Here is a 17,608-nt window from a genome sequence, read left to right as displayed (position 1 = left end):
TCATCACGCCAAAACCCAGTATCTTATCTGTCACTCCTTTTTTTTAATTTGGTATCAAAACGTCTTGCATTCAATCCTAGCCCACTGAACGACGGGTTCATGGCTTCAGGTCACCCTGATGTGATGTTAGGCTTGGTTTATGCATTACCAGGAGTGCAGGCGTAGGGAGAGCAAAGCTGAGGTAACAGCAGCGTTGTGACTTCCAAAAAATCCAGTTTCATGCAGCGAATGGTGTGGTTATTGGTATCTGCAATGTAGAGTCGATCGCGGGCAAAAGCAACTCCAGACGGTTCTGAGAAACGGGCTGCCATTCCCACTCGATCCTCAAAGCCTGCCTCGCCACCTGCAACACTTCGACAGGTGTGGGTTGCCGGATCAAGTTGCTTAATTTTGTGGTTATAAGTATCTGCAATCCAGAGGGATTCTCTGGCATACGCCAGCCCAGAACAGTACTGGAGTTGAACTTCCAGACCAATGCCATCGCGATCGCCAAAGGCAAAGAGTTGTCCCTGTCCACAGATGGTTTGAACGATCGAGTGAGTGCCCAAGGTGATGGCACGAATCGAACTGGTTTCGCTGTCGGCTACGAATAGTCGGGTGCCATCGGTGGTGATGTCGTAGGGTTGAGCAAAGGCAGCAATATCTGACGCTCCATCAACGCACCCTTCTGCGCCTGTACCCATGAAGGTTTGTAGGGTGTGCTGCTCTAAATCCATCACCCAAACTTGATGGGAACCTGCCATTGCAATATAGAGATCATGTCCGAGGAGTGCGAGATCCCAGGGTGAATTGAGGTCAACAGCCAAGGCTTTACCGCCATGTGGAAAGAGCGATCGGCTCTGAACTCCCGTTCCCGCCAATGTCTCAACCGCTTTGTGCAATAAATCAACTCGACGCAGCAAATGATTGCCTGCATCCGCAACGTAGAGCGTTTGCCCAGAGGAATCCAACGCCATGCCTTGTGGCACAGAAAATTGAGCGGTTTCCCAATGACCATCCTGCCATCCTGCAGCTCCAGACCCGATCGTGGCTTTGAGCGTTCCATCGAGCGTGGTGAGCACCAGCCGATGATGACCAGTATCCGCAATAAAAAGCGTGTCGCTGAGTTCATCTGCCAATACTTTGCCAGGGAAGGCTAACGGCGTCAGCAACAGGGATTGGGATTGTATGATGCCCTGTAAACCGTTCTCGCTGAGCGTCTCCTTGCCTTTATGTTCTTCAATTAAGCGTTGGATGACTTGATCCAACATTTGCCGCCGTCCTTCACCCGCCAGCGTTGCCACAATATATCCTTGTGGATCAATCAAAACGAAAGTGGGATAGGCCCGAACAGCATACTGATCCCACAGGGCACGATCGCGATCGATCACCACAGGATGAGTGATGCCATAGCGCAAAATGGCTTGCTGAATGCTTTTTGGATTCTGTTCGTGGTCAAATTTGGCGGTGTGGATGCTGATAATGGTGAGATGGTTTGCATACTTGTGTTCCAGGTATTGCAGATCGGAAATCACATGCAGGCAGTTGATGCAGCCATACGTCCAGAAATCTAGCAGCACAATTTGACCGCGCAAGGCGTGCAGCGACAGCGGACAATCGCAGTTCAACCACGGCAGGGTTTGATCCAGGGCGGGTGCTCGAACACGAACCATACGTTAAAAATCAAACAGAATGGTAAGGGCGCACGGCCGTGCGCCCTTACGTAAACCATTATCGTGCATGATTCGTTGATCACCCTCCAACGCCCTGCCTTTCTACCTCAGTTTCTCAAACTAACCGCTATCAACATCCTCTCGAATGTGATGGTGCCGATCGCGGGTCTGCTGGATGTCGCCTTTTTGGGGCACCTTGCGGATATTCGGCATCTGGCAGGGGTTTCTCTGGCAACCGTCGTGTTCAACTACCTGTATTGGACGTTTGGCTTTCTGCGGATGAGCACAACGGGCATGACGGCACAGGCGATCGGACGCGGCGATGAAGAAGACGCGCTCTTGATTGGATTGCGGCATGGCATTTTGGCCTTGCTGCTGGGAGTGGCGATCGTCATCCTGCAAGTGCCCCTGCGACAGATCGGCTTTGCGATGCTCAGTGCCACAACTGAGGTGTCTGCTGCCGGACAGACGTTTTATAACGCTCTGATTTGGGGTGCGCCTGCTACACTCATTAACTTTGTGATTGTTGGCTGGCTGTTGGGACGGTCTCAGAGCGATCGTGTCCTCATGCTCACAGCGGTAAATAGTGTTGCAAATGTGGCGCTTGATTACTGGTTTATTGTGCGTCTCAATTGGGCCAGTGCAGGAGCCGGACTGGCAACAGCGATGAGTCAATACCTCATGCTGCTCGTTGGGTTGGTCATGCTCAGCCGAGAGGCGCATCTCAAACAGATGTTGAACCGCCGCAAATTGTGGGATGCCACCGCTTTAAAGACGGTTTTAGTGCTCAATCGGGATATCCTGATTCGTACTTTTGCGCTCATCTCGACCTTTGCCGTGTTTACCAATCTTGGCTCTGCCTTTGGCACCATTCCCTTGACAGCCAACGCCATTTTGCTACAGGTTGTGACATTAGCCGCCTACTTTATTGATGGCATTGCCTTTGCGACTGAAAGTTTAGCGGGACTCTTTCGAGGGCAAGGGAAACAGGCTCAACTGAACCAACTGGTGCAGATTGCGGGTGGGCTTAGCGTTTGCATCGGCGTCTTGTTTGCGATCGCTTTCATCGGCTACCCAGATCCCTTGTTTGGACGGCTCACTTCTCATACTCCAGTGCTTGTTTACCTGAAGCAGTACGTACTTTGGCTGCTCCCAGTGCTGGGATTTGGCTCCGTTGCTTACATGCTAGATGGTTATTTTTTAGGATTAACAGAAGGACGAGTGCTACGACAGACGATGCTGCAAGCCGTACTGCTTGGGTTTGTGCCGATCGCGATCGCAGCCTGGTATCTTCACAGCAATCATTGGCTTTGGCTGGCACTATCGTCCTTTATGGCAGTGCGGACGATTGCTTTAGGCTGGCGTTGGTTGCGTTATGCCCATTAAACCGAAGCTGGCTAAAGTACGCTTGAACTAGACAAGCCTTTCGATGGAGGGCATTTCGTGCGACGAACCTTACAACAGAAAGAGCGATAGAAAGAACGATGTTGAAAAGTCAGGAGCAGGCAATGGCGCTGAAAGAATTACGCAAAAGCGAGATGATGGCACATCTACTGGATGCGCTGGAGAAAGGGCAGGATATTGGTCACTATGGACGCCTCACGTTTGCAATGGTGGCGCATCATTTCATGGAAGAAGCCGAATTAATTGAATGGCTGCAAAAAGACCGAGACTTCAGTGAGGCTGAGGCAAAAGCTCTGGTGTTGCAGGTGCAGGGGAAAGACTACAACCCACCCAAACGCGATCGCATTCTGGATTGGCAGCAGCAGCAAGAGTTTCCCATCTGCCCAAATTCAGATGATCCCGATACGTGCAATGTTTATCGGGATTTGCAATTTCCCAGTCATGTGTACGATCACATTTCTAACTATTACGAGCAAAAAGCAGAGCAAACCGCTCAGTAGCACTTAGGGCGCGTCATCAATTAAGCTCAGGAACCTTGAGTATCAGCCTTACCGCGCCCGCCCTAACAAAAAAGGCTAGGGGCTGGAACTTCTGCTGAAGGCCATATGTATGAGTCATTGATGACAGCCCCTAATGGCGCTGTTTCTTCTCGAAGTACTGCTGGTGATCCTCGGTTGCCAGCCAATAACTTGATGCTGGTTGAATGAGAGTCACGATCGGTCTGTCATACCTGCCAGAGCGTTCTAGATGTTCTTTGGAACGCATGGCAATGTGCGATTGTTCTGGTGTGTGGTAGAAGATCACCGAGCGATATTGTTCTCCTCGATCGGCACCCTGGCGGTTCAAACTCGTTGGGTCATGAATGTTCCAGAACGTGTTGAGCAAGTCCTCATACTGAACAAGAGACGAATCATATTTCACCTGGCACACTTCAGCATGCCCTGTGATGCGGGACAGTACATCCAGGTAGCTGGGGTTCTCAAAGTGCCCACCCATGTAGCCTACCGATGTTGAATGGATACCTTTCACATTGCGAAACGCTGCTTCAATGCTCCAAAAACATCCGGCTCCAAGCGTTGCTTCCATTATGGTTGCTGCCTTTTCGTTTAATCAAAATCGGTCTGCCAGTTTGGATGGCGAGAATGTTCAAACAGCCGGGTAATCTGGCTCGGCATCACCCGCGATCGAGATAACGCTGGTATTTCACTTTCGGCAAAAAAAGTAGCGTCTTCCGTTTCAATGCTGTTAGCGGGGGCACCACTCATTAACTCGCAGAGAAAAAATAGCTTGTAGATATGGTATTCAAAGGGTGGATGTTGATGACGCGGATGGTTACGATCGTATAGCGCCAGTAACTTCACTGCCCGTGTTTGATAGCCGGATTCTTCATACACCTCCCGCTCAACCGCTTGACTGGGTGGTTCTCCCACATCTACATAGCCGCCTGGTAACGTCCACAAACCATCAAACCGTTCCTTCACCAGCAAAATTTTGTCATCCTGAAAAACGGCACCGCGAACATCCACTTTGGGAGTTGCGTACCCGGTTTCTTGTTGAAATAGGTTGAGAACAGCCGCTAGTTCCAAATTCGACTCGGTTGCCATCATTTCAGCCGCAAGGTGCTGCACCTGCTGGAAACGATCGATGTCAAAGGGATTTTGGCTGTAGGCTAGCCCAGTCTGCGCGATCGCCTGTAGCTTTTGTGCCCACTCCAGCCATTTCACAACCATTCTCACGTCCCTCACAAAATAGTCTTTGACGGCTAAAGCAGTTCTCGCTTACAGACCGTCCCTCTGAATTAAAGCAGTTAAATGCAGCATCCAATCTTCAGAAAAGCTTTGTGAGCATTCCAGCTTTTAACCTTCAGACTTTAGCCCTCTGCCCTCTTATTTGCCAACCGCTTTGAAGCGGGTAAAAAGAGCGGGTAGGTAATCAAAATAGCGATCGCTGCTCAAATACATGGCATCAATAGTGCAACTGCCACAGCCCAACGAGCCATTAGCAACATAATCGCTCAAGCGGCTGGATGAAACACCTGCCCAAGGGAAATGTCCGGGTGGTGCGGCGGCTGTGTAATGCAGTTCTGTATCCAAAAGCCATAATGCGGCGCTAAACTCAATGCCGATCGCATTAGTGTCGGGCAATGGCTTCGTCCTGCGCCATCCCACCGTTTGAGTAAAGCGTTCGGTTTGTTCTTTGGTGCTCCTGGAGCCTTTTGCTGCTTGCTGCCAGACTCGTTGCTGAGCCGTAAAGCCAAAACGACCACTACTGGCATTTGACCAGAGCGTATCAATCGTTTGTAGGTCTGCCAGTGGCAAGCGAGACAAAACGCCTTTGCTGCTGAACAGCAGATCTCCCTGGGGAGCAGCCAGCCGCTGAAAAATGGCCCGTGTTTCAACATCGGCTGCCTGCCAGTCTTGGGTGGCTAAAAGACGCTGCAAATGGCTGTAGTTAATCCGCCACTTGGAGGCAGACTTGGGATCAGGACTGACATCAAAGGTGAAACTGGCAAGAAGCTCCTGAAATGTGTGTCGAATCGGTGCTTTTGCATCGGTATACCCCACCGTGATGCGAAACACATACCGCGCATCTCGGCTACGAAAAAGCACATGATCAGAGTCATAAAGCCCGGTCGAGGTGTAGGCGATCGCGGTCTGTCCCGCGACTGTGAGGGGTTGATCGTCCTTTCGGCTGAGTTCGCCCTTCCAATAGGTCAGCGGCAACGGTTTGAAATTGTTGTAAACGGTAATGTGGATGATCGGTGGCGTTTCTGGCAGCGAGTCCCGCTTCATAAAATCGGCTTGTTGCCATAGTTCTAGCACTTGTAGCGGTAGTGCTGGTTTTGTTGATGGTTTGGTTTCAGAGGGCGTGATGATATAGCCGCTAGGGAAAAGCGTGCGAAAACCAAAGCGATCGCTCAGGTAAAAGACATCTCGGCGTGAAACAACAGCATTGGCTGGCGGACTGGCAGCAACCGCCCTATCTGAGCGAGTTTGTTCTGATAAGAATCTTGGCAAGAACATGAAGGGCGTGGCGCTACCAGCAACCAAACAGGCCAGAACGCCAAGCAAAAGAGTACGTTTCATAGGGCTGACTTCAACAGGTGACGATTGCAAAAAAACCTGAATAGACAAGCTTTCAACAAACAAGCTTTCAACAGACAGGCTTAAATTCAACGGGCGATCGGGCGATTCCTCAAAGCCTGCTGTGGTTGGGTTGGTTGACCCAAAAACACAACCCGAATTTGCCGCCGCTGAAAGATACCTGGAACTTTCACTTGAGCCGTAGTCTGGGGCATGGCTCGACATCTCGCCACCATTGAGCCTTCTGTATGGGCATTGAGTGCTGTCACATAAAAGGTGACGCGATCGCCTTGCACGTCTGCATGAGACATGAGAGGCATGAGCTTGTCGAGGCATCCTTGTAGCGCAAATTTGAGCGTCACGCGTGTCTCTGAACCTGTAATAGCATCCCCAAGCGGAATCCGCACCGCTTGTACAGCAGTGACTTGCCCCTTAAGCGGGGTTAACCCCGTAGTGCGTGACGGTAACGATAACGTTTGAGCAGACACACTGGTTGCCAACAACAGAGAAGCGATTGTAAAACCTAGACTACGCAGTAACATCGATCGATCTCCTACAAATAATTTCCGGCGTTGCTGAATAGTGGTATGAATTTGCCCCTCAGCCCTCAACTTTGGGGGAGCCGCTTTCTAAAGTCCCCCAAAATTGGGGGATTTAGGGGGCGAGGAGTCTTGCAACTCAGAGAGATTCATACTTTGATTCAGCAACGCCTAATCTCCATCAGCGCTCCAAGCACGTTTTGCTTAGCCACCGTGAGCCGATATTAACGTCGCTGTCTCATTCACAAATGATGTGTTCCAAAATTTGAAACCATTTTGAGGAATCAGGGTCTGAAAGACTGGTTCTTATTTCTGTAACGATGCCCAGGTCAACCCAATGCCCTGGTTACGTTAAAAGACGCATAAAGCGATGTTATTTATTTACGTTTGGAGTCTGTATGAAAGATCTTTCCTCACCCAAACCTGCTCAACGGCTCAAAGCGGGTGCCGCCACGATCGCTCTTTTGAGCCTTCTTACGGTCGGTATGCAAAGCCTCAGTGCCATGCCAATTCAGCCTGAAGCCAGTCCATCAGCGCCAACATTAAAAGGGCAACCATCGTCACAACGTCCATCGACTACAACTCGCTTACCGGGCTCAGTCAGGACGGCTGTTCTGCGGGCACATGCGCGTGAATTTAACCTTCCTATCAACACGCTGCGAGTGGTTTCGTTTAGCCAAGAAACCTGGTCAGACGGCTGTCTCGGCTTAGGTAAACCTGAAGAATCGTGCCTCACGGCTCTGGTGAACGGTTGGCGCGTCGAAGTTGGTAATAATGCTGAACGCTGGTTCTATCGTACCGATCGCACCGGAAGCAGCCTTCGTATGGAAAACAGCGCTACCGCTGATGCTCTTCCCCCCGCCGTCGAGCGCAAAGTTTTGGCAACTGCCGCTAAAGATATGGGCGTGTCTGTGAATCAACTCAAGCTTACCGCCGCGCGATCGCGCACCTGGAATGGCTGTCTGGGTGTCGCAGGCCCACAGACTATATGTACGATGATTGCGATTTCTGGATGGCAAGCGATCATCACGGCACCACAGCAGTACGGGGTATATCACCTCGATCAAACCGCCACGACGATCAAACGCAATCCCACGACGAGCAGCAAAGGAACCATAGTGCCGTCCTTTTGGCAACCTGACTCCAGCACCGTTGGGTCAGACCCAGGCGACATCATCTTTCAATCGAAGACGAGTGGTGGCTTTGCAGGATTGTCTTACAAAACATTGCTGATGAACGATGGCAAAGTGATGCGCATTGATTTGCGAAACCAGTCTTCGGCTAAACCAACCTTGATTCGTCAACTTTCACCCCAGCAAGTGCAGGCATTTGTCCAACTATTGCAGCAGAATGAGTTCTCCGACTTCTCAGGTTTCAACTACCCAACCACTCAAGGAGCAGATTTTTTCACGATCGCGCTGATGTCTCCTGCAGGAGAAGGCACTCAGTACGCTGATATGATTCAAGCCCAAACGCCTCCTAAACTCCAACGGATCATTCAAGCCTGGAACCGTCTGACCAGCCTCAGTCGTCGTTAGACCTCTGGTGTTGAGAGACTGGTTGCCAGCTTTTTTATACCAATTTGAATTGAAAATGCGACACATCCTGTAGGGGCAAGGCAATGCCTTGCCCCTACCCACCGATTGATCTGTAGCCGTCATTCTTTAAATCGGCATTACCATACCCTCGGCAGTGGTCAACCTCTATGTATCCAGCACTGAACTGTTTGAGCTAGAGTGAAGCCATTGCCGTAAACATCCATCTCAGCCACAGCCCACAATGAAGATTGGCGTTATTTCTGATACGCACGGATTGCTACGCCCCCAAGCCGTTGATGCCCTGGTCGGTTCTGACCTCATTCTTCATGCAGGTGATATTGGCCGATCGGCTGTGCTTGAGGAGCTAGAGGCGATCGCGCCTGTCATTGCTGTGCGCGGTAATAACGACCAAGGCCCGTGGGCAGACTTAATACCTGAATGTAAAACCGTCCCGATCGAAGGGGTTTCGCTGTATCTGCTGCACATACTTAGAGATCTGACGATCGATCCAAAAACCGCAGGCATTCAGGTTGTCATCAGTGGGCATTCGCACAAACCATTGGTGGAAGAGCGTGACGGTGTTCTCTTTCTCAATCCTGGTAGTGCGGGGCCGCGAAGATTTAAGCTGCCGATTACGCTAGCTCATCTACAGCTTGATGGCACGGCGATTAGTGCAAACATTGTCGAGCTAGAGGCGTGATCGATGCCTTATTGATTGAGTTTTAGGACTCATTGACCCACCAGGTTACATCGGAGACAGTCACCCAGGTGCTGTTCAATTGATAGGGCACTGCTGTTATGTAGCACGGTTGGAGTTGAGCGCTTGCTCAAGTTGTTCATCCCAAAAGGCTGCTTCTACCTTGTGTCCGTCTGGGTCACGAACAAAGCAACCGTAGTATGGTTCACTATACTCAGGTCTGCCACCGGGAGCACCTTCATCGCTGGCCCCTGCTGCCAACGCTGCCTCATAAAAGGCGTGAACAGCTTCTTTTGTGGGTGCAATAAAGCCGACATGAGTACCATTGCCAACGGTTGCAGGTTGTCCATCAAATGGGGTTCCTACCCAAAATTCAGGGTACTGTTTGCCATAGGCGATCGCGCCTGGATATTCCATCAACCGCTTGCAGCCTAGCGTGGATAACACAGCGTCGTAAAACGCGATCGCCCGTGCAAAATCATTCGTGCCGATCGAGATGTGCGAGAGAATGCTGGGATTATGGCTCATGTCTAAATCCTCCGTGAGTCGAGCTGGCATTGGGCACGCTAAAAATTTAAAGCGGTTCTGTAATCTGTTTTGACTCGAAGCTTATCAGGCAATCGGATTTTATCAGTTCATCTGTACTGAATCAACGAGTTGCTTTTACTTTTTGTTACCAGAATCATTGAGAATCGCGGCACGTGGATGACCAGTGAGCCATGACCAATCCTCCTTGACATTCTTGAATAGTACATCTATTCTGATAGTTAATTAACTGCGCGGTTAAATACTGTTTCCCCACCTCAATGCCCACTGACCAACTGCCTGCTGATCGGTTAAGCATTACCTTTGCTGCCCTGGCCGATCCGACCCGTCGTGCTATTCTGGCTCGTCTGTCTCAGGGTGAAGCTTCTGTCACCGAGCTAGCTCAACCGTTTGAGATGAGTTTACCTGCCATCTCCAAACACCTGAAAGTGCTGGAACGAGCAGGATTGATCACCCGCAGTCGAGAGGCTCAGTGGCGACCCTGCGGCTTGGCGGCAGACCCACTCAAAGATGTGGATCACTGGCTTGCACCATACCGCCAATTTTGGGAACAGCGCTTCGATCGCCTGGATGACTATCTACAGGAACTGCAAGCGGAGGAAACAAGAAACGATCGCACGCTCAAAGCGTAAACTGCGCTTCAACTCATCACGCACAATAGGAGAAAGCATGCCTAAACAAATATTTGTGAATCTACCTGTCAAAAATCTCACTCAATCCGTAGAGTTTTTCACAAAACTTGGCTTCAGTTTTAATCCCCAATTCACCGATGAAACGGCAACTTGCATGATTGTGAGTGAAGCCATTTATGTCATGCTGCTGACTCACGACAAGTTCAAAACGTTTACTCCTAAACTCATTTGTGATGCGACAAAAAGCACGGAGGTGCTAGTGTGTTTATCCTCTGAGAGCCGAGACGCGATCGACGATACTGTGCGTAAGGCTGTCGCTGCGGGTGGAACCACCTATAACGAGCCACAGGATCACAGTTTTATGTACGGGCATGGGTTTCAGGATTTAGATGGACACATCTGGGAACTCGTATACATGGAGCCGAGCGCAGTCGGTCAAGCTTAGATTTTTGCTGATCTGAAGCCATTGAGGCCTTTTGGTCTCATTACAACTGCCGGCTTTGAACTAGAACGTGTCAGAGAATCGCGCCCTGAACGCAAAAATTTCTCAAGCCAAGAAGACTATGAGCGGCGTTTAAGCATTCCTCCATTCCTGTGTATTGCGGCACCCAAACCGACTTAATTTTTCTCAACCTGCGATGGAACAGCTGACCTCAACATGAAACTCTGATCACTGTAACCTTTGCAGAAAAGAACAATCAGACTTTGATGATGTTCCATCAAGCCATCTTTAAGTCTATTGAATCACGGCATTTCCATCAAACAGAGTGATCTGAATGTGTCGATCGCCTGCAAGCATATCTGCCAACTGCAATTATCTAACGTTTACTCAAGGAGTCCATCATGAAACTGAATCCTTACTTGATGTTCAACGGGCAATGCGAGCATGCATTTAAGTTCTATGAGCAATGCTTGGGTGGAAAAATCACCGCGATGATGACTTACGGAGAAGCCCCGGAGCCAGAAACGGTCGAGCAGACACCTCCAGAATGGCGCAGCAAGATTATGCACACTAGCCTGAAGTTTGGCGACCAGGAGCTAATGGGGTCTGACAGCCCTCCCGATTACTACGAAGAAGCCAAAGGATTTTCGGTGTCCATCAGCCTGAATGATCCGGCAGAAGCAGAGCGTATCTTTCACACACTGGCAGAAAACGGAACGGTGCGAATGCCTTTTCAGCAGACCTTTTGGGCGTATCGTTTTGGGATGCTAGTGGATCAATTTGGTATCCCCTGGATGGTGAACTGCGACCAGGCTATCTAACTGGCTATCTAGCTGATAGAACCGTCTCTTACTCTGGCTAATCATATTCCCTACGCTACAGGAGGCAATGATGAAGATTGAACCGCAAACTGAACATCAGTGGCTACAGAAACTTGTTGGAGAGTGGACTTACGAAACAGAAGCATCGATGGGAGCCGATCAACCGTCCGAAAAAGTGACTGGAACCGAACGTGTGCGATCGTTGGGTGGGCTTTGGATTCTCGCAGAAGGAGCGGGTGAGATGCCGGGTTGCGGTACCGTAACCACCATCATGACGCTTGGCTATAACCCTCAGAAGCAGAGATTTGTCGGTACTTGGGTGGGGTCAATGATGTCCGACCTCTGGGTGTATGACGGAGCACTGGATACCTCTGAAACTGTATTGACCCTTCACACTGAAGGCCCATCAATGTCTGGAGAGGACACGATGGCGAAGTACAAAGATGTCATTGAGTTTAAGAGCGACAGCCATCGTGTGATGACTTCCCATGCTTTGGGTGATGATGGGCAGTGGCATCAGTTTATGACCGCTAATTATCGGCGCAAGGCGTAATTGCATGATGAGTAAAGGCACCCTCGCTGAAGCAGATGGGTGATTAACGATTTCTAGTGCTGACGTGTTTCTCATACAGAAGAAAGAGGCATTGCAAATTGTTTTGGCTTAACTTAAGGGCGGTTGACTTAATCAATCAGTTAAACCATCACAGTTCATTACTTCTAGAGACTGCTTCACCCTTGATGGAAGCAGAATTTTTTGCTTCCTCTTTTGCTGTCGATTGTCGTAATTAAGGTGCACTATGACGACTCCTGTCTACCAAACTGTGATTTTGGGTGGTGGTTTTACAGGTCTGTTTACGGCTCTGCATCTCAGCCATCAGCATTATCCGCGCTCCGTTATTCTGATTGATCAAAACGATCGCTTCTGTTTTAAGCCGCTGCTCTATGAATATTTCAGTGGTGAAATGGATGCGACACAGGTGGTGCCCCGATACGAGGAACTGCTACGCCATAGTGGTGTGATTTTTGTGCAGGGGCGTGTGGAGTCGATCGATGTGCAGCGACGACAGATCCAGCTTGTAGGTGGAGATTGCTATAGCTACAGCAATCTGGTCCTCGCTCTGGGAAGTGTAACGGGATATTTTGGCGTAGAAGGGGTGAAGGAGAATGCGTTGCCCTTTCGGACCCAAGCGGATGCGATCGCCATTGATCATCATCTCCGCGATCGCTTGCAACATGCGCTACAACTGCAAGATTCGGAGACCCGTCGCCGTTTGTTGACAACCGCCGTTGTTGGTGGAGGGCCGTCTGGAGTGGAGATGGCAGCAACAATGGCTGACCTTATACCTCAGTGGTATGCCGAACTAGGCGGCAATTCAGAAGAAGTGCGGGTTGTGCTGGTGAACCATGGAGAGCTACTAGAAGGAGATGTGAACAGCCAACTTCGGACGACGGCAGAGCAAGCGTTGCAGGAGCGTGTTGTACCTGTAGAAGTCATGATTGGCGTTAAAGTAACGGCTATTCATCCCGATCGCCTGGAGTATCAGCGCAACGACCAAACAGAAACTCTGGACGCTGGAACGATCGTTTGGACAACGGGAACCAATACCCATCCCTTGATTAAGTCACTGCCTCTTCCAGAGGCGCATCGAGATAAGCACGGGCGGTTGAGTGTCGCGCCAACGCTGCAATTACCCGACTTTCCAGAGATTTTTGCCGGTGGCGATTGCGCGATGGATTTGCAACCAGAATCAGGTAGCGGCGATGAATATGAGCCAGCCGAGCACCAGTCAGATCAATCCACCAGTGCCGAAAACCATCATCCTAATCCCAAGCCGTTGCCACCGACTGCACAGGTTGCCTATCAGCAGGGAGCGGCGATCGCCTACAACCTGAGAGCTTTAGCGCTGGGATATGCATTGAAGCCTGCCAGAGTCAATTTGCGAGGAACATTACTCAAACTGGGATTGAATAACAGTGTTGCCAATATTTTTAACACGATCGAAGTAACAGGCGCAGCAGGCCATCTGATCCGACAGGGTACGTATTTAGAGCTACTGCCTACACCCATTCATAACTTTAAAGCCACAACGGACTGGCTGAAGGATGAGGTGATCGAACGTTATCAGCCCAATAGCTTGAATCGAGTTGCCAAAGCGGTTGGGGTCGTGGGTGGAATGGTAGTGGGAACCGCGATCGCCAAACGGGTTGCCCGTTCCTTAGCAGACGATCGTTAAAATACACACATGTTTCTTGTGCAGCGTCACAGCTTGCTTTTAGGGTAGATGGCAGTGAGTTTACAGCGGGCATCATCAACTTTCATCTACCAATCACCCCCTTCTGAATCTGGTTGACAGCGGTTGTCCAGGCCACCGTTCCCTCACGCAGGGAATTGATAGCACCGAAGCGTCTGCCACTGACACATTGACGGGTGAGCGACCTGAGTTCATGCTTTGCAATGGCGAGCCAATTACCCTGCTTGGGCGTCTGACAAAATGTGATGTGACGCACTAACAGACATGACCTTTGCGGTTCAAAGGCTGCGTATAACGCCCCTTCCGTGTGGGTGTTGAAGGCCCTGTCTGCGATCCAAGCATCGCCAACAATGGAGCCTTTTCAAAAGGGCTAAAGTCGAACTCAGTGTTTTATCTCTTCTGCCTTTTGCCCTCCTTCTGCCTCCTGCCTTAATTGTCATTGCCACAGGTAAATTAAGCTGAACAAAACAATCCAAATGACATCAACGAAGTGCCAGAACAACGATGTCGCGGCGAAACCGTAGTGGTTTTCTGGCGTGGCGTGCTTGGGGGTGAACGATCGAATCAGCACACCCAGTTGCAGCAGAATACCGACGAAGACATGGAGACCATGAAAGCCAGTTAAGAGATAGAACGTGCCGCCGAATAGGCCAGTGGTGAGGCCAAAAGAAAGACCGTTCCATTCGATCGCTTGCCCAACCAAAAAATACGTCCCCATTGCTGCTGTTGCCAACAAAAAGAAGCGGAACACATTCAGCTTGTTGCGCTCTAGCGCCAGTTCGCCAAAGTAGATGACAAAGCTACTGGAAACCAAAACTGCTGTGTTAATGGCTGGCTTAAAAATGTCGAGTCCATTGACTCCTGGTGGGAGCCAATCTGCTGTCGTGAGCTTTAAGGCAATGTAACCACCAAAAAAGCCCAGAAACACCATACTTTCGGAGAGCAAAAACACGATAAAGCCGAACATACGATTGTCAGCGTGCTCGCTGTCTTTGTGGTCGTGTTCGGCACTCGATTGCAACTGTTCAGGTGTGACTGAAGTATCCATGATGGGCAGAGGGGGCAGAGGGGGCAGGGGGAGTGGAGGGAGCAGGGGAGAGAGTTTTGAGTTTGAGTTAATTTTGACTCCTGGCTTCTAACAACCAAAAACCAACAACTAAAAACTACTCCTCACTGCGTTGCTGCGACTTCTTCGGGTGATTCAGTTGCGGTGAGGGGTTCGTTCATGCCATAGCCATAGGGCTTTGAGATGACGATCGGAATTGCTTCAAAGTTTTCTTCGGGGGGGGGGGATGGGATGAGCCATTCCAGCCCGATCGCGCGCCAGGGATTATCGGGGGCTTTTTTGCCCTGTACCCAGGAGCCAACAATGTTCAAAATAAACGGTAGGGTGGACATGCCCAACAGAAACGCGCCAAGACTGGAAAGCACGTTCCAGAAGGCGTATTGGTCATCGTAGGACGAGACGCGGCGGAGCATTCCCTGTAAGCCTAAGGGATGCATCGGCAGGAAGCAGAGGTTTGTACCGATGAAGGCTAGCCAGAAGTGCAGCTTGCCCAAGCCTTCGTAATACATCCGTCCGGTCATTTTGGGAAACCAGTGATAGATGGCGGCAAACATGCCCATTGCGATCGTGCCGTACACGATGTAATGGAAGTGCCCGACGACAAAGTAGGTGTTGTTCACATGAATGTCGATCGGCACTGAGCCTAGCATCACGCCTGTAATGCCTGCAAACAGAAACATAATCACGCCGCCCAAAGCGAACAGCATGGGGGTATCGAGCCGCAATTTGCCGCGCCAGACGGTGGCTGTCCAGGCAAAGATTTTCACGCCAGTCGGTACGGCTACACACATTGTCGTGAACATGAAGATCATACGCATCCAGCCCGGTGTGCCGCTGGCATACATGTGGTGCACCCAAACCAGAATGCTGAGTCCCGAAATGGCGATCGATGAAATAGCGACTACCCGGTAGCCAAACAGCGGTTTGCGTGCATAAACGGGCAGAATTTCGGAGAACACGCCAAAAACTGGCAGCGCCATCACGTAAACGGCAGGATGGGAATAGAACCAAAAAAAGTGCTGGTATAGCAGCGGATTGCCGCCTTTGTCAGAATTAAAGAACGCCGTGCCAAAGGTCAGGTCAAACAGTAGCATCACGGCTCCGGCTGTCAATACAGGCAGACCTGCCAGTTGTAACAACTGAGCGCTTAACACTGTCCAAACGAATACTGGCATCCGAAAGTAAGTCATGCCTGGTGCCCTCATGCGCACGATCGTCGTCACAAAGTTGACCGCACCCATGATGGATGAGATGCCAGAGACGGCGACCGCTAGAATCCACAAAAATTGCCCATTAATGACCTCTCTACCTGGATTTTGGATGCTCACAGGCGGGTATGACCACCACCCAGCCTGCGCGGTGCCATTCGGCAGCAAAAAGCTGCTCAGCAGCAAAAGGCCGAACACAGGCACCATCCAAAACGCGACGGCATTCAACGTCGGAAATGCCATATCGCGTGCGCCAATCATCAACGGTACCAGGTAATTTGCCAGCCCCACCAGCGTCGGAAAGATCCATAGAAAGATCATGATCGAGCCGTGCATGGTGAAAATGCCGTTATAAAGCGCCCGATCGACCACATCCGATTTGGGCGTAATCAACTCAGCCCGAATGATCATGGCAAGGAAGCCGCCAATCAGGAAGAACACAAACGACGTGACGAGGTACTGAATCCCAATGACTTTATGATCGCGGCTAAAGGAAAAGTAGCGTCGCCATTCAGGAGGCTGGCTCTGAGGTTCTGCCTCATTCCCGTTGCCCAGGTTTTCGACTGCAATGTTGGTCATGAGGGGAAGCTGTTGGTTGTTGGTTTTTAGAAGAATGCAGAAGGCAGAGGGCAGAAGGTGGAAAACCGCAGAGACGCAGAGGCGCGGAGATTTAACTCAAAACTCTCATCCTTTAGCCTTCATCCTTTAGCCTTTAGCCTTCACCACCCATATCTTTCTCAATCCCCTTCTTATCTGGCACTTCTTGATCAATGCCTTCGGGGGTGGGTTGGTTGACCAGGGGCGGTTTTGCAGGGGGGACAGAAGCCCAGCCGACTTCGACGGGCTTGTTGGGTTCGCCGCGATAGTATTCGGAATAGGCTTGGTTGAAGGCTGGGGTTGGTTTAGCAGCGGCCGCCTGTTTGAGCCAGTTTTGGTAGGTGGTGGGCGATTCGACGAGCACATCTGCTTGCATCGCCGCAAAGTAGGTGCCGCTAAACTGCGAATCTTCGAGTCGGTATTTGCCTTCCAGGATGGGGGTGAATTCGAGGTCGATCGTGCGTTTGGGTAAAATGTCTTGTTTCAAGCGAAAGGCCGGGACGTAAAAGCCGTGCAGCACGTCTTCAGAGTAAAGGGCGAGGCGAATGCGTCGATCGACCGGGACATGCAGTTCTGTACTGGTGACGTTCTGATTAGGGTAGTGGAATGTCCATACCCATTGCTTCGCGTTCACTTCAATTTCTTCGATCGGTTGTCCTTCTTCATCTAACGTTGCGGCATAGGCAGGCTCCATGCCCATGTGATGCAGATGCACCACATCCACTGGCCCGCGAATATTCATCTGGTTATACACATTGAAACTGGTGGTCACAATCCAAAGCACCAACAATACGGGAATGACTGTCCAAATAACTTCTAGCTTGACATTGCCTTCGATCGGGGGGCCGTCGCTGATGTCAAAACGACTCACCTGACTGGTCAAAATCGCTAGCATCAACACGCCAAAAACGCCGAGAAAGACGATCGTGCCCAGAACCACCAGAAAGCTGAACAGGTCATCCACTAACTGCGATTCGGCAGTGGCCTGTGGCGGTAGCCAACTATAGGACTGTTGACCCATCCACAAACTGGCTATGAAAACAAAGCCCGCATAAGCAACCCACGGCCAGTAACGCAATAGTCTCATCGCAACATGCTCCTGTTCACCTGCTTTTGGGGCTATTTTTCGAG

General features: G+C 50.5%; 18 protein-coding genes. 9 read left to right on the top strand and 9 right to left on the bottom strand.

All coding sequences use genetic code 11. The annotated features are described in order from the left end of the window. Positions 1-137: 137 nt before the first annotated feature. A complete protein-coding gene (locus AC5JLP_RS21490; RefSeq protein ID WP_496069996.1) occupies positions 138-1,652 on the bottom strand; it encodes a thioredoxin-like domain-containing protein in 1,515 nt (504 codons plus the stop codon). 63 nt (positions 1,653-1,715) lie between these two features. Between AC5JLP_RS21490 and gntT the strand changes: the two genes are divergently transcribed. Continuing rightward, positions 1,716-3,038: a guanitoxin biosynthesis MATE family efflux transporter GntT gene (gene gntT, locus AC5JLP_RS21485; protein WP_496069995.1), complete on the top strand. Its 1,323-nt coding sequence runs from the start codon at positions 1,716-1,718 to the stop codon at positions 3,036-3,038. Positions 3,039-3,136: 98 nt separating this feature from the next. Then, positions 3,137-3,556 (top strand): hypothetical protein, encoded by a 420-nt coding sequence (locus AC5JLP_RS21480; RefSeq protein WP_496069994.1) that lies wholly within the window; start codon positions 3,137-3,139, stop codon positions 3,554-3,556. A gap of 130 nt (positions 3,557-3,686) precedes the next feature. Here the strand turns inward: AC5JLP_RS21480 and msrA are convergent, their stop codons facing one another. From msrA to AC5JLP_RS21460, 4 genes are all read right to left on the bottom strand, one after another. Beyond that, positions 3,687-4,142 (bottom strand): peptide-methionine (S)-S-oxide reductase MsrA, encoded by a 456-nt coding sequence (gene msrA / locus AC5JLP_RS21475; protein WP_496069993.1) that lies wholly within the window; start codon positions 4,140-4,142, stop codon positions 3,687-3,689. A gap of 20 nt (positions 4,143-4,162) precedes the next feature. After that, complete coding sequence (locus AC5JLP_RS21470) at positions 4,163-4,786, bottom strand: NUDIX hydrolase (protein ID WP_496069992.1); 624 nt, start codon at positions 4,784-4,786, stop codon at positions 4,163-4,165. 156 nt (positions 4,787-4,942) lie between these two features. Beyond that, positions 4,943-6,142, bottom strand: a complete 1,200-nt coding sequence (locus AC5JLP_RS21465) for a GUN4 domain-containing protein (RefSeq protein ID WP_496069991.1) — start codon at positions 6,140-6,142, stop codon at positions 4,943-4,945. 86 nt (positions 6,143-6,228) lie between these two features. Further along, a complete protein-coding gene (locus AC5JLP_RS21460) occupies positions 6,229-6,681 on the bottom strand; it encodes a hypothetical protein (RefSeq protein WP_496069990.1) in 453 nt (150 codons plus the stop codon). Between the two features lie 395 nt (positions 6,682-7,076). Between AC5JLP_RS21460 and AC5JLP_RS21455 the strand changes: the two genes are divergently transcribed. Beyond that, positions 7,077-8,216: a DUF8738 domain-containing protein gene (locus AC5JLP_RS21455; protein ID WP_496069989.1), complete on the top strand. Its 1,140-nt coding sequence runs from the start codon at positions 7,077-7,079 to the stop codon at positions 8,214-8,216. A gap of 241 nt (positions 8,217-8,457) precedes the next feature. Next, positions 8,458-8,916: a metallophosphoesterase family protein gene (locus AC5JLP_RS21450; protein WP_496069988.1), complete on the top strand. Its 459-nt coding sequence runs from the start codon at positions 8,458-8,460 to the stop codon at positions 8,914-8,916. Between the two features lie 96 nt (positions 8,917-9,012). Here AC5JLP_RS21450 and AC5JLP_RS21445 read toward each other — a convergent pair whose 3' ends face one another. Next, complete coding sequence (locus tag AC5JLP_RS21445; RefSeq protein WP_496069987.1) at positions 9,013-9,471, bottom strand: VOC family protein; 459 nt, start codon at positions 9,469-9,471, stop codon at positions 9,013-9,015. Positions 9,472-9,719: 248 nt separating this feature from the next. Here AC5JLP_RS21445 and AC5JLP_RS21440 point away from each other — a divergent pair, with 248 nt between their 5' ends. The 5 genes from AC5JLP_RS21440 (at position 9,720) to AC5JLP_RS21420 (ending at position 13,588) form a co-directional block, all read left to right on the top strand. Beyond that, positions 9,720-10,091 carry an ArsR/SmtB family transcription factor gene (locus tag AC5JLP_RS21440; protein WP_496069986.1) on the top strand — a complete coding sequence of 124 codons (372 nt, stop codon included), beginning with the start codon at positions 9,720-9,722 and terminating at the stop codon, positions 10,089-10,091. A gap of 37 nt (positions 10,092-10,128) precedes the next feature. Continuing rightward, positions 10,129-10,536 (top strand): VOC family protein, encoded by a 408-nt coding sequence (locus tag AC5JLP_RS21435; protein WP_496069985.1) that lies wholly within the window; start codon positions 10,129-10,131, stop codon positions 10,534-10,536. Between the two features lie 398 nt (positions 10,537-10,934). Beyond that, positions 10,935-11,354 carry a VOC family protein gene (locus AC5JLP_RS21430; RefSeq protein ID WP_496069984.1) on the top strand — a complete coding sequence of 140 codons (420 nt, stop codon included), beginning with the start codon at positions 10,935-10,937 and terminating at the stop codon, positions 11,352-11,354. A gap of 67 nt (positions 11,355-11,421) precedes the next feature. Further along, the gene (locus AC5JLP_RS21425; RefSeq protein WP_496069983.1) at positions 11,422-11,907 is read left to right on the top strand and encodes a DUF1579 domain-containing protein; all 486 of its coding nucleotides are present in this window, start codon (positions 11,422-11,424) and stop codon (positions 11,905-11,907) included. 244 nt (positions 11,908-12,151) lie between these two features. Further along, the gene (locus AC5JLP_RS21420) at positions 12,152-13,588 is read left to right on the top strand and encodes an NAD(P)/FAD-dependent oxidoreductase (RefSeq protein WP_496069982.1); all 1,437 of its coding nucleotides are present in this window, start codon (positions 12,152-12,154) and stop codon (positions 13,586-13,588) included. A 454-nt stretch (positions 13,589-14,042) separates the two neighbouring features. Here the strand turns inward: AC5JLP_RS21420 and AC5JLP_RS21415 are convergent, their stop codons facing one another. The 3 genes from AC5JLP_RS21415 to AC5JLP_RS21405 form a co-directional block, all read right to left on the bottom strand. Further along, a complete protein-coding gene (locus AC5JLP_RS21415) occupies positions 14,043-14,654 on the bottom strand; it encodes a cytochrome c oxidase subunit 3 (protein WP_496069981.1) in 612 nt (203 codons plus the stop codon). 122 nt (positions 14,655-14,776) lie between these two features. Further along, positions 14,777-16,459, bottom strand: coding sequence for a cytochrome c oxidase subunit I (gene ctaD / locus AC5JLP_RS21410; protein ID WP_496069980.1), 1,683 nt, complete (start codon positions 16,457-16,459; stop codon positions 14,777-14,779). Between the two features lie 133 nt (positions 16,460-16,592). Then, complete coding sequence (locus AC5JLP_RS21405; RefSeq protein WP_496069979.1) at positions 16,593-17,564, bottom strand: cytochrome c oxidase subunit II; 972 nt, start codon at positions 17,562-17,564, stop codon at positions 16,593-16,595. Positions 17,565-17,608: the final 44 nt, after the last annotated feature.

Source organism: Stenomitos rutilans (assembly GCF_059505485.1).
Note: the sequence above shows the minus strand (reverse complement) of the source record. Positions and strands in the feature narration are given on the sequence as shown.

Coding starts and splice junctions, on each gene's coding strand:
- AC5JLP_RS21440 (WP_496069986.1), top strand. CDS start 9,720: ATGCCCACTGACCAACTGCCTGCTGATCGGTTAAGCATTACCTTTGCT.
- AC5JLP_RS21445 (WP_496069987.1), bottom strand. CDS start 9,471: ATGCCAGCTCGACTCACGGAGGATTTAGACATGAGCCATAATCCCAGC.
- AC5JLP_RS21470 (WP_496069992.1), bottom strand. CDS start 4,786: ATGGTTGTGAAATGGCTGGAGTGGGCACAAAAGCTACAGGCGATCGCG.
- AC5JLP_RS21425 (WP_496069983.1), top strand. CDS start 11,422: ATGATGAAGATTGAACCGCAAACTGAACATCAGTGGCTACAGAAACTT.
- AC5JLP_RS21450 (WP_496069988.1), top strand. CDS start 8,458: ATGAAGATTGGCGTTATTTCTGATACGCACGGATTGCTACGCCCCCAA.
- AC5JLP_RS21460 (WP_496069990.1), bottom strand. CDS start 6,681: ATGTTACTGCGTAGTCTAGGTTTTACAATCGCTTCTCTGTTGTTGGCA.
- ctaD (WP_496069980.1), bottom strand. CDS start 16,459: ATGACCAACATTGCAGTCGAAAACCTGGGCAACGGGAATGAGGCAGAA.
- AC5JLP_RS21465 (WP_496069991.1), bottom strand. CDS start 6,142: ATGAAACGTACTCTTTTGCTTGGCGTTCTGGCCTGTTTGGTTGCTGGT.
- AC5JLP_RS21415 (WP_496069981.1), bottom strand. CDS start 14,654: ATGGATACTTCAGTCACACCTGAACAGTTGCAATCGAGTGCCGAACAC.
- AC5JLP_RS21435 (WP_496069985.1), top strand. CDS start 10,129: ATGCCTAAACAAATATTTGTGAATCTACCTGTCAAAAATCTCACTCAA.
- AC5JLP_RS21480 (WP_496069994.1), top strand. CDS start 3,137: ATGTTGAAAAGTCAGGAGCAGGCAATGGCGCTGAAAGAATTACGCAAA.
- AC5JLP_RS21455 (WP_496069989.1), top strand. CDS start 7,077: ATGAAAGATCTTTCCTCACCCAAACCTGCTCAACGGCTCAAAGCGGGT.
- AC5JLP_RS21420 (WP_496069982.1), top strand. CDS start 12,152: ATGACGACTCCTGTCTACCAAACTGTGATTTTGGGTGGTGGTTTTACA.
- msrA (WP_496069993.1), bottom strand. CDS start 4,142: ATGGAAGCAACGCTTGGAGCCGGATGTTTTTGGAGCATTGAAGCAGCG.
- AC5JLP_RS21430 (WP_496069984.1), top strand. CDS start 10,935: ATGAAACTGAATCCTTACTTGATGTTCAACGGGCAATGCGAGCATGCA.
- AC5JLP_RS21490 (WP_496069996.1), bottom strand. CDS start 1,652: ATGGTTCGTGTTCGAGCACCCGCCCTGGATCAAACCCTGCCGTGGTTG.
- AC5JLP_RS21405 (WP_496069979.1), bottom strand. CDS start 17,564: ATGAGACTATTGCGTTACTGGCCGTGGGTTGCTTATGCGGGCTTTGTT.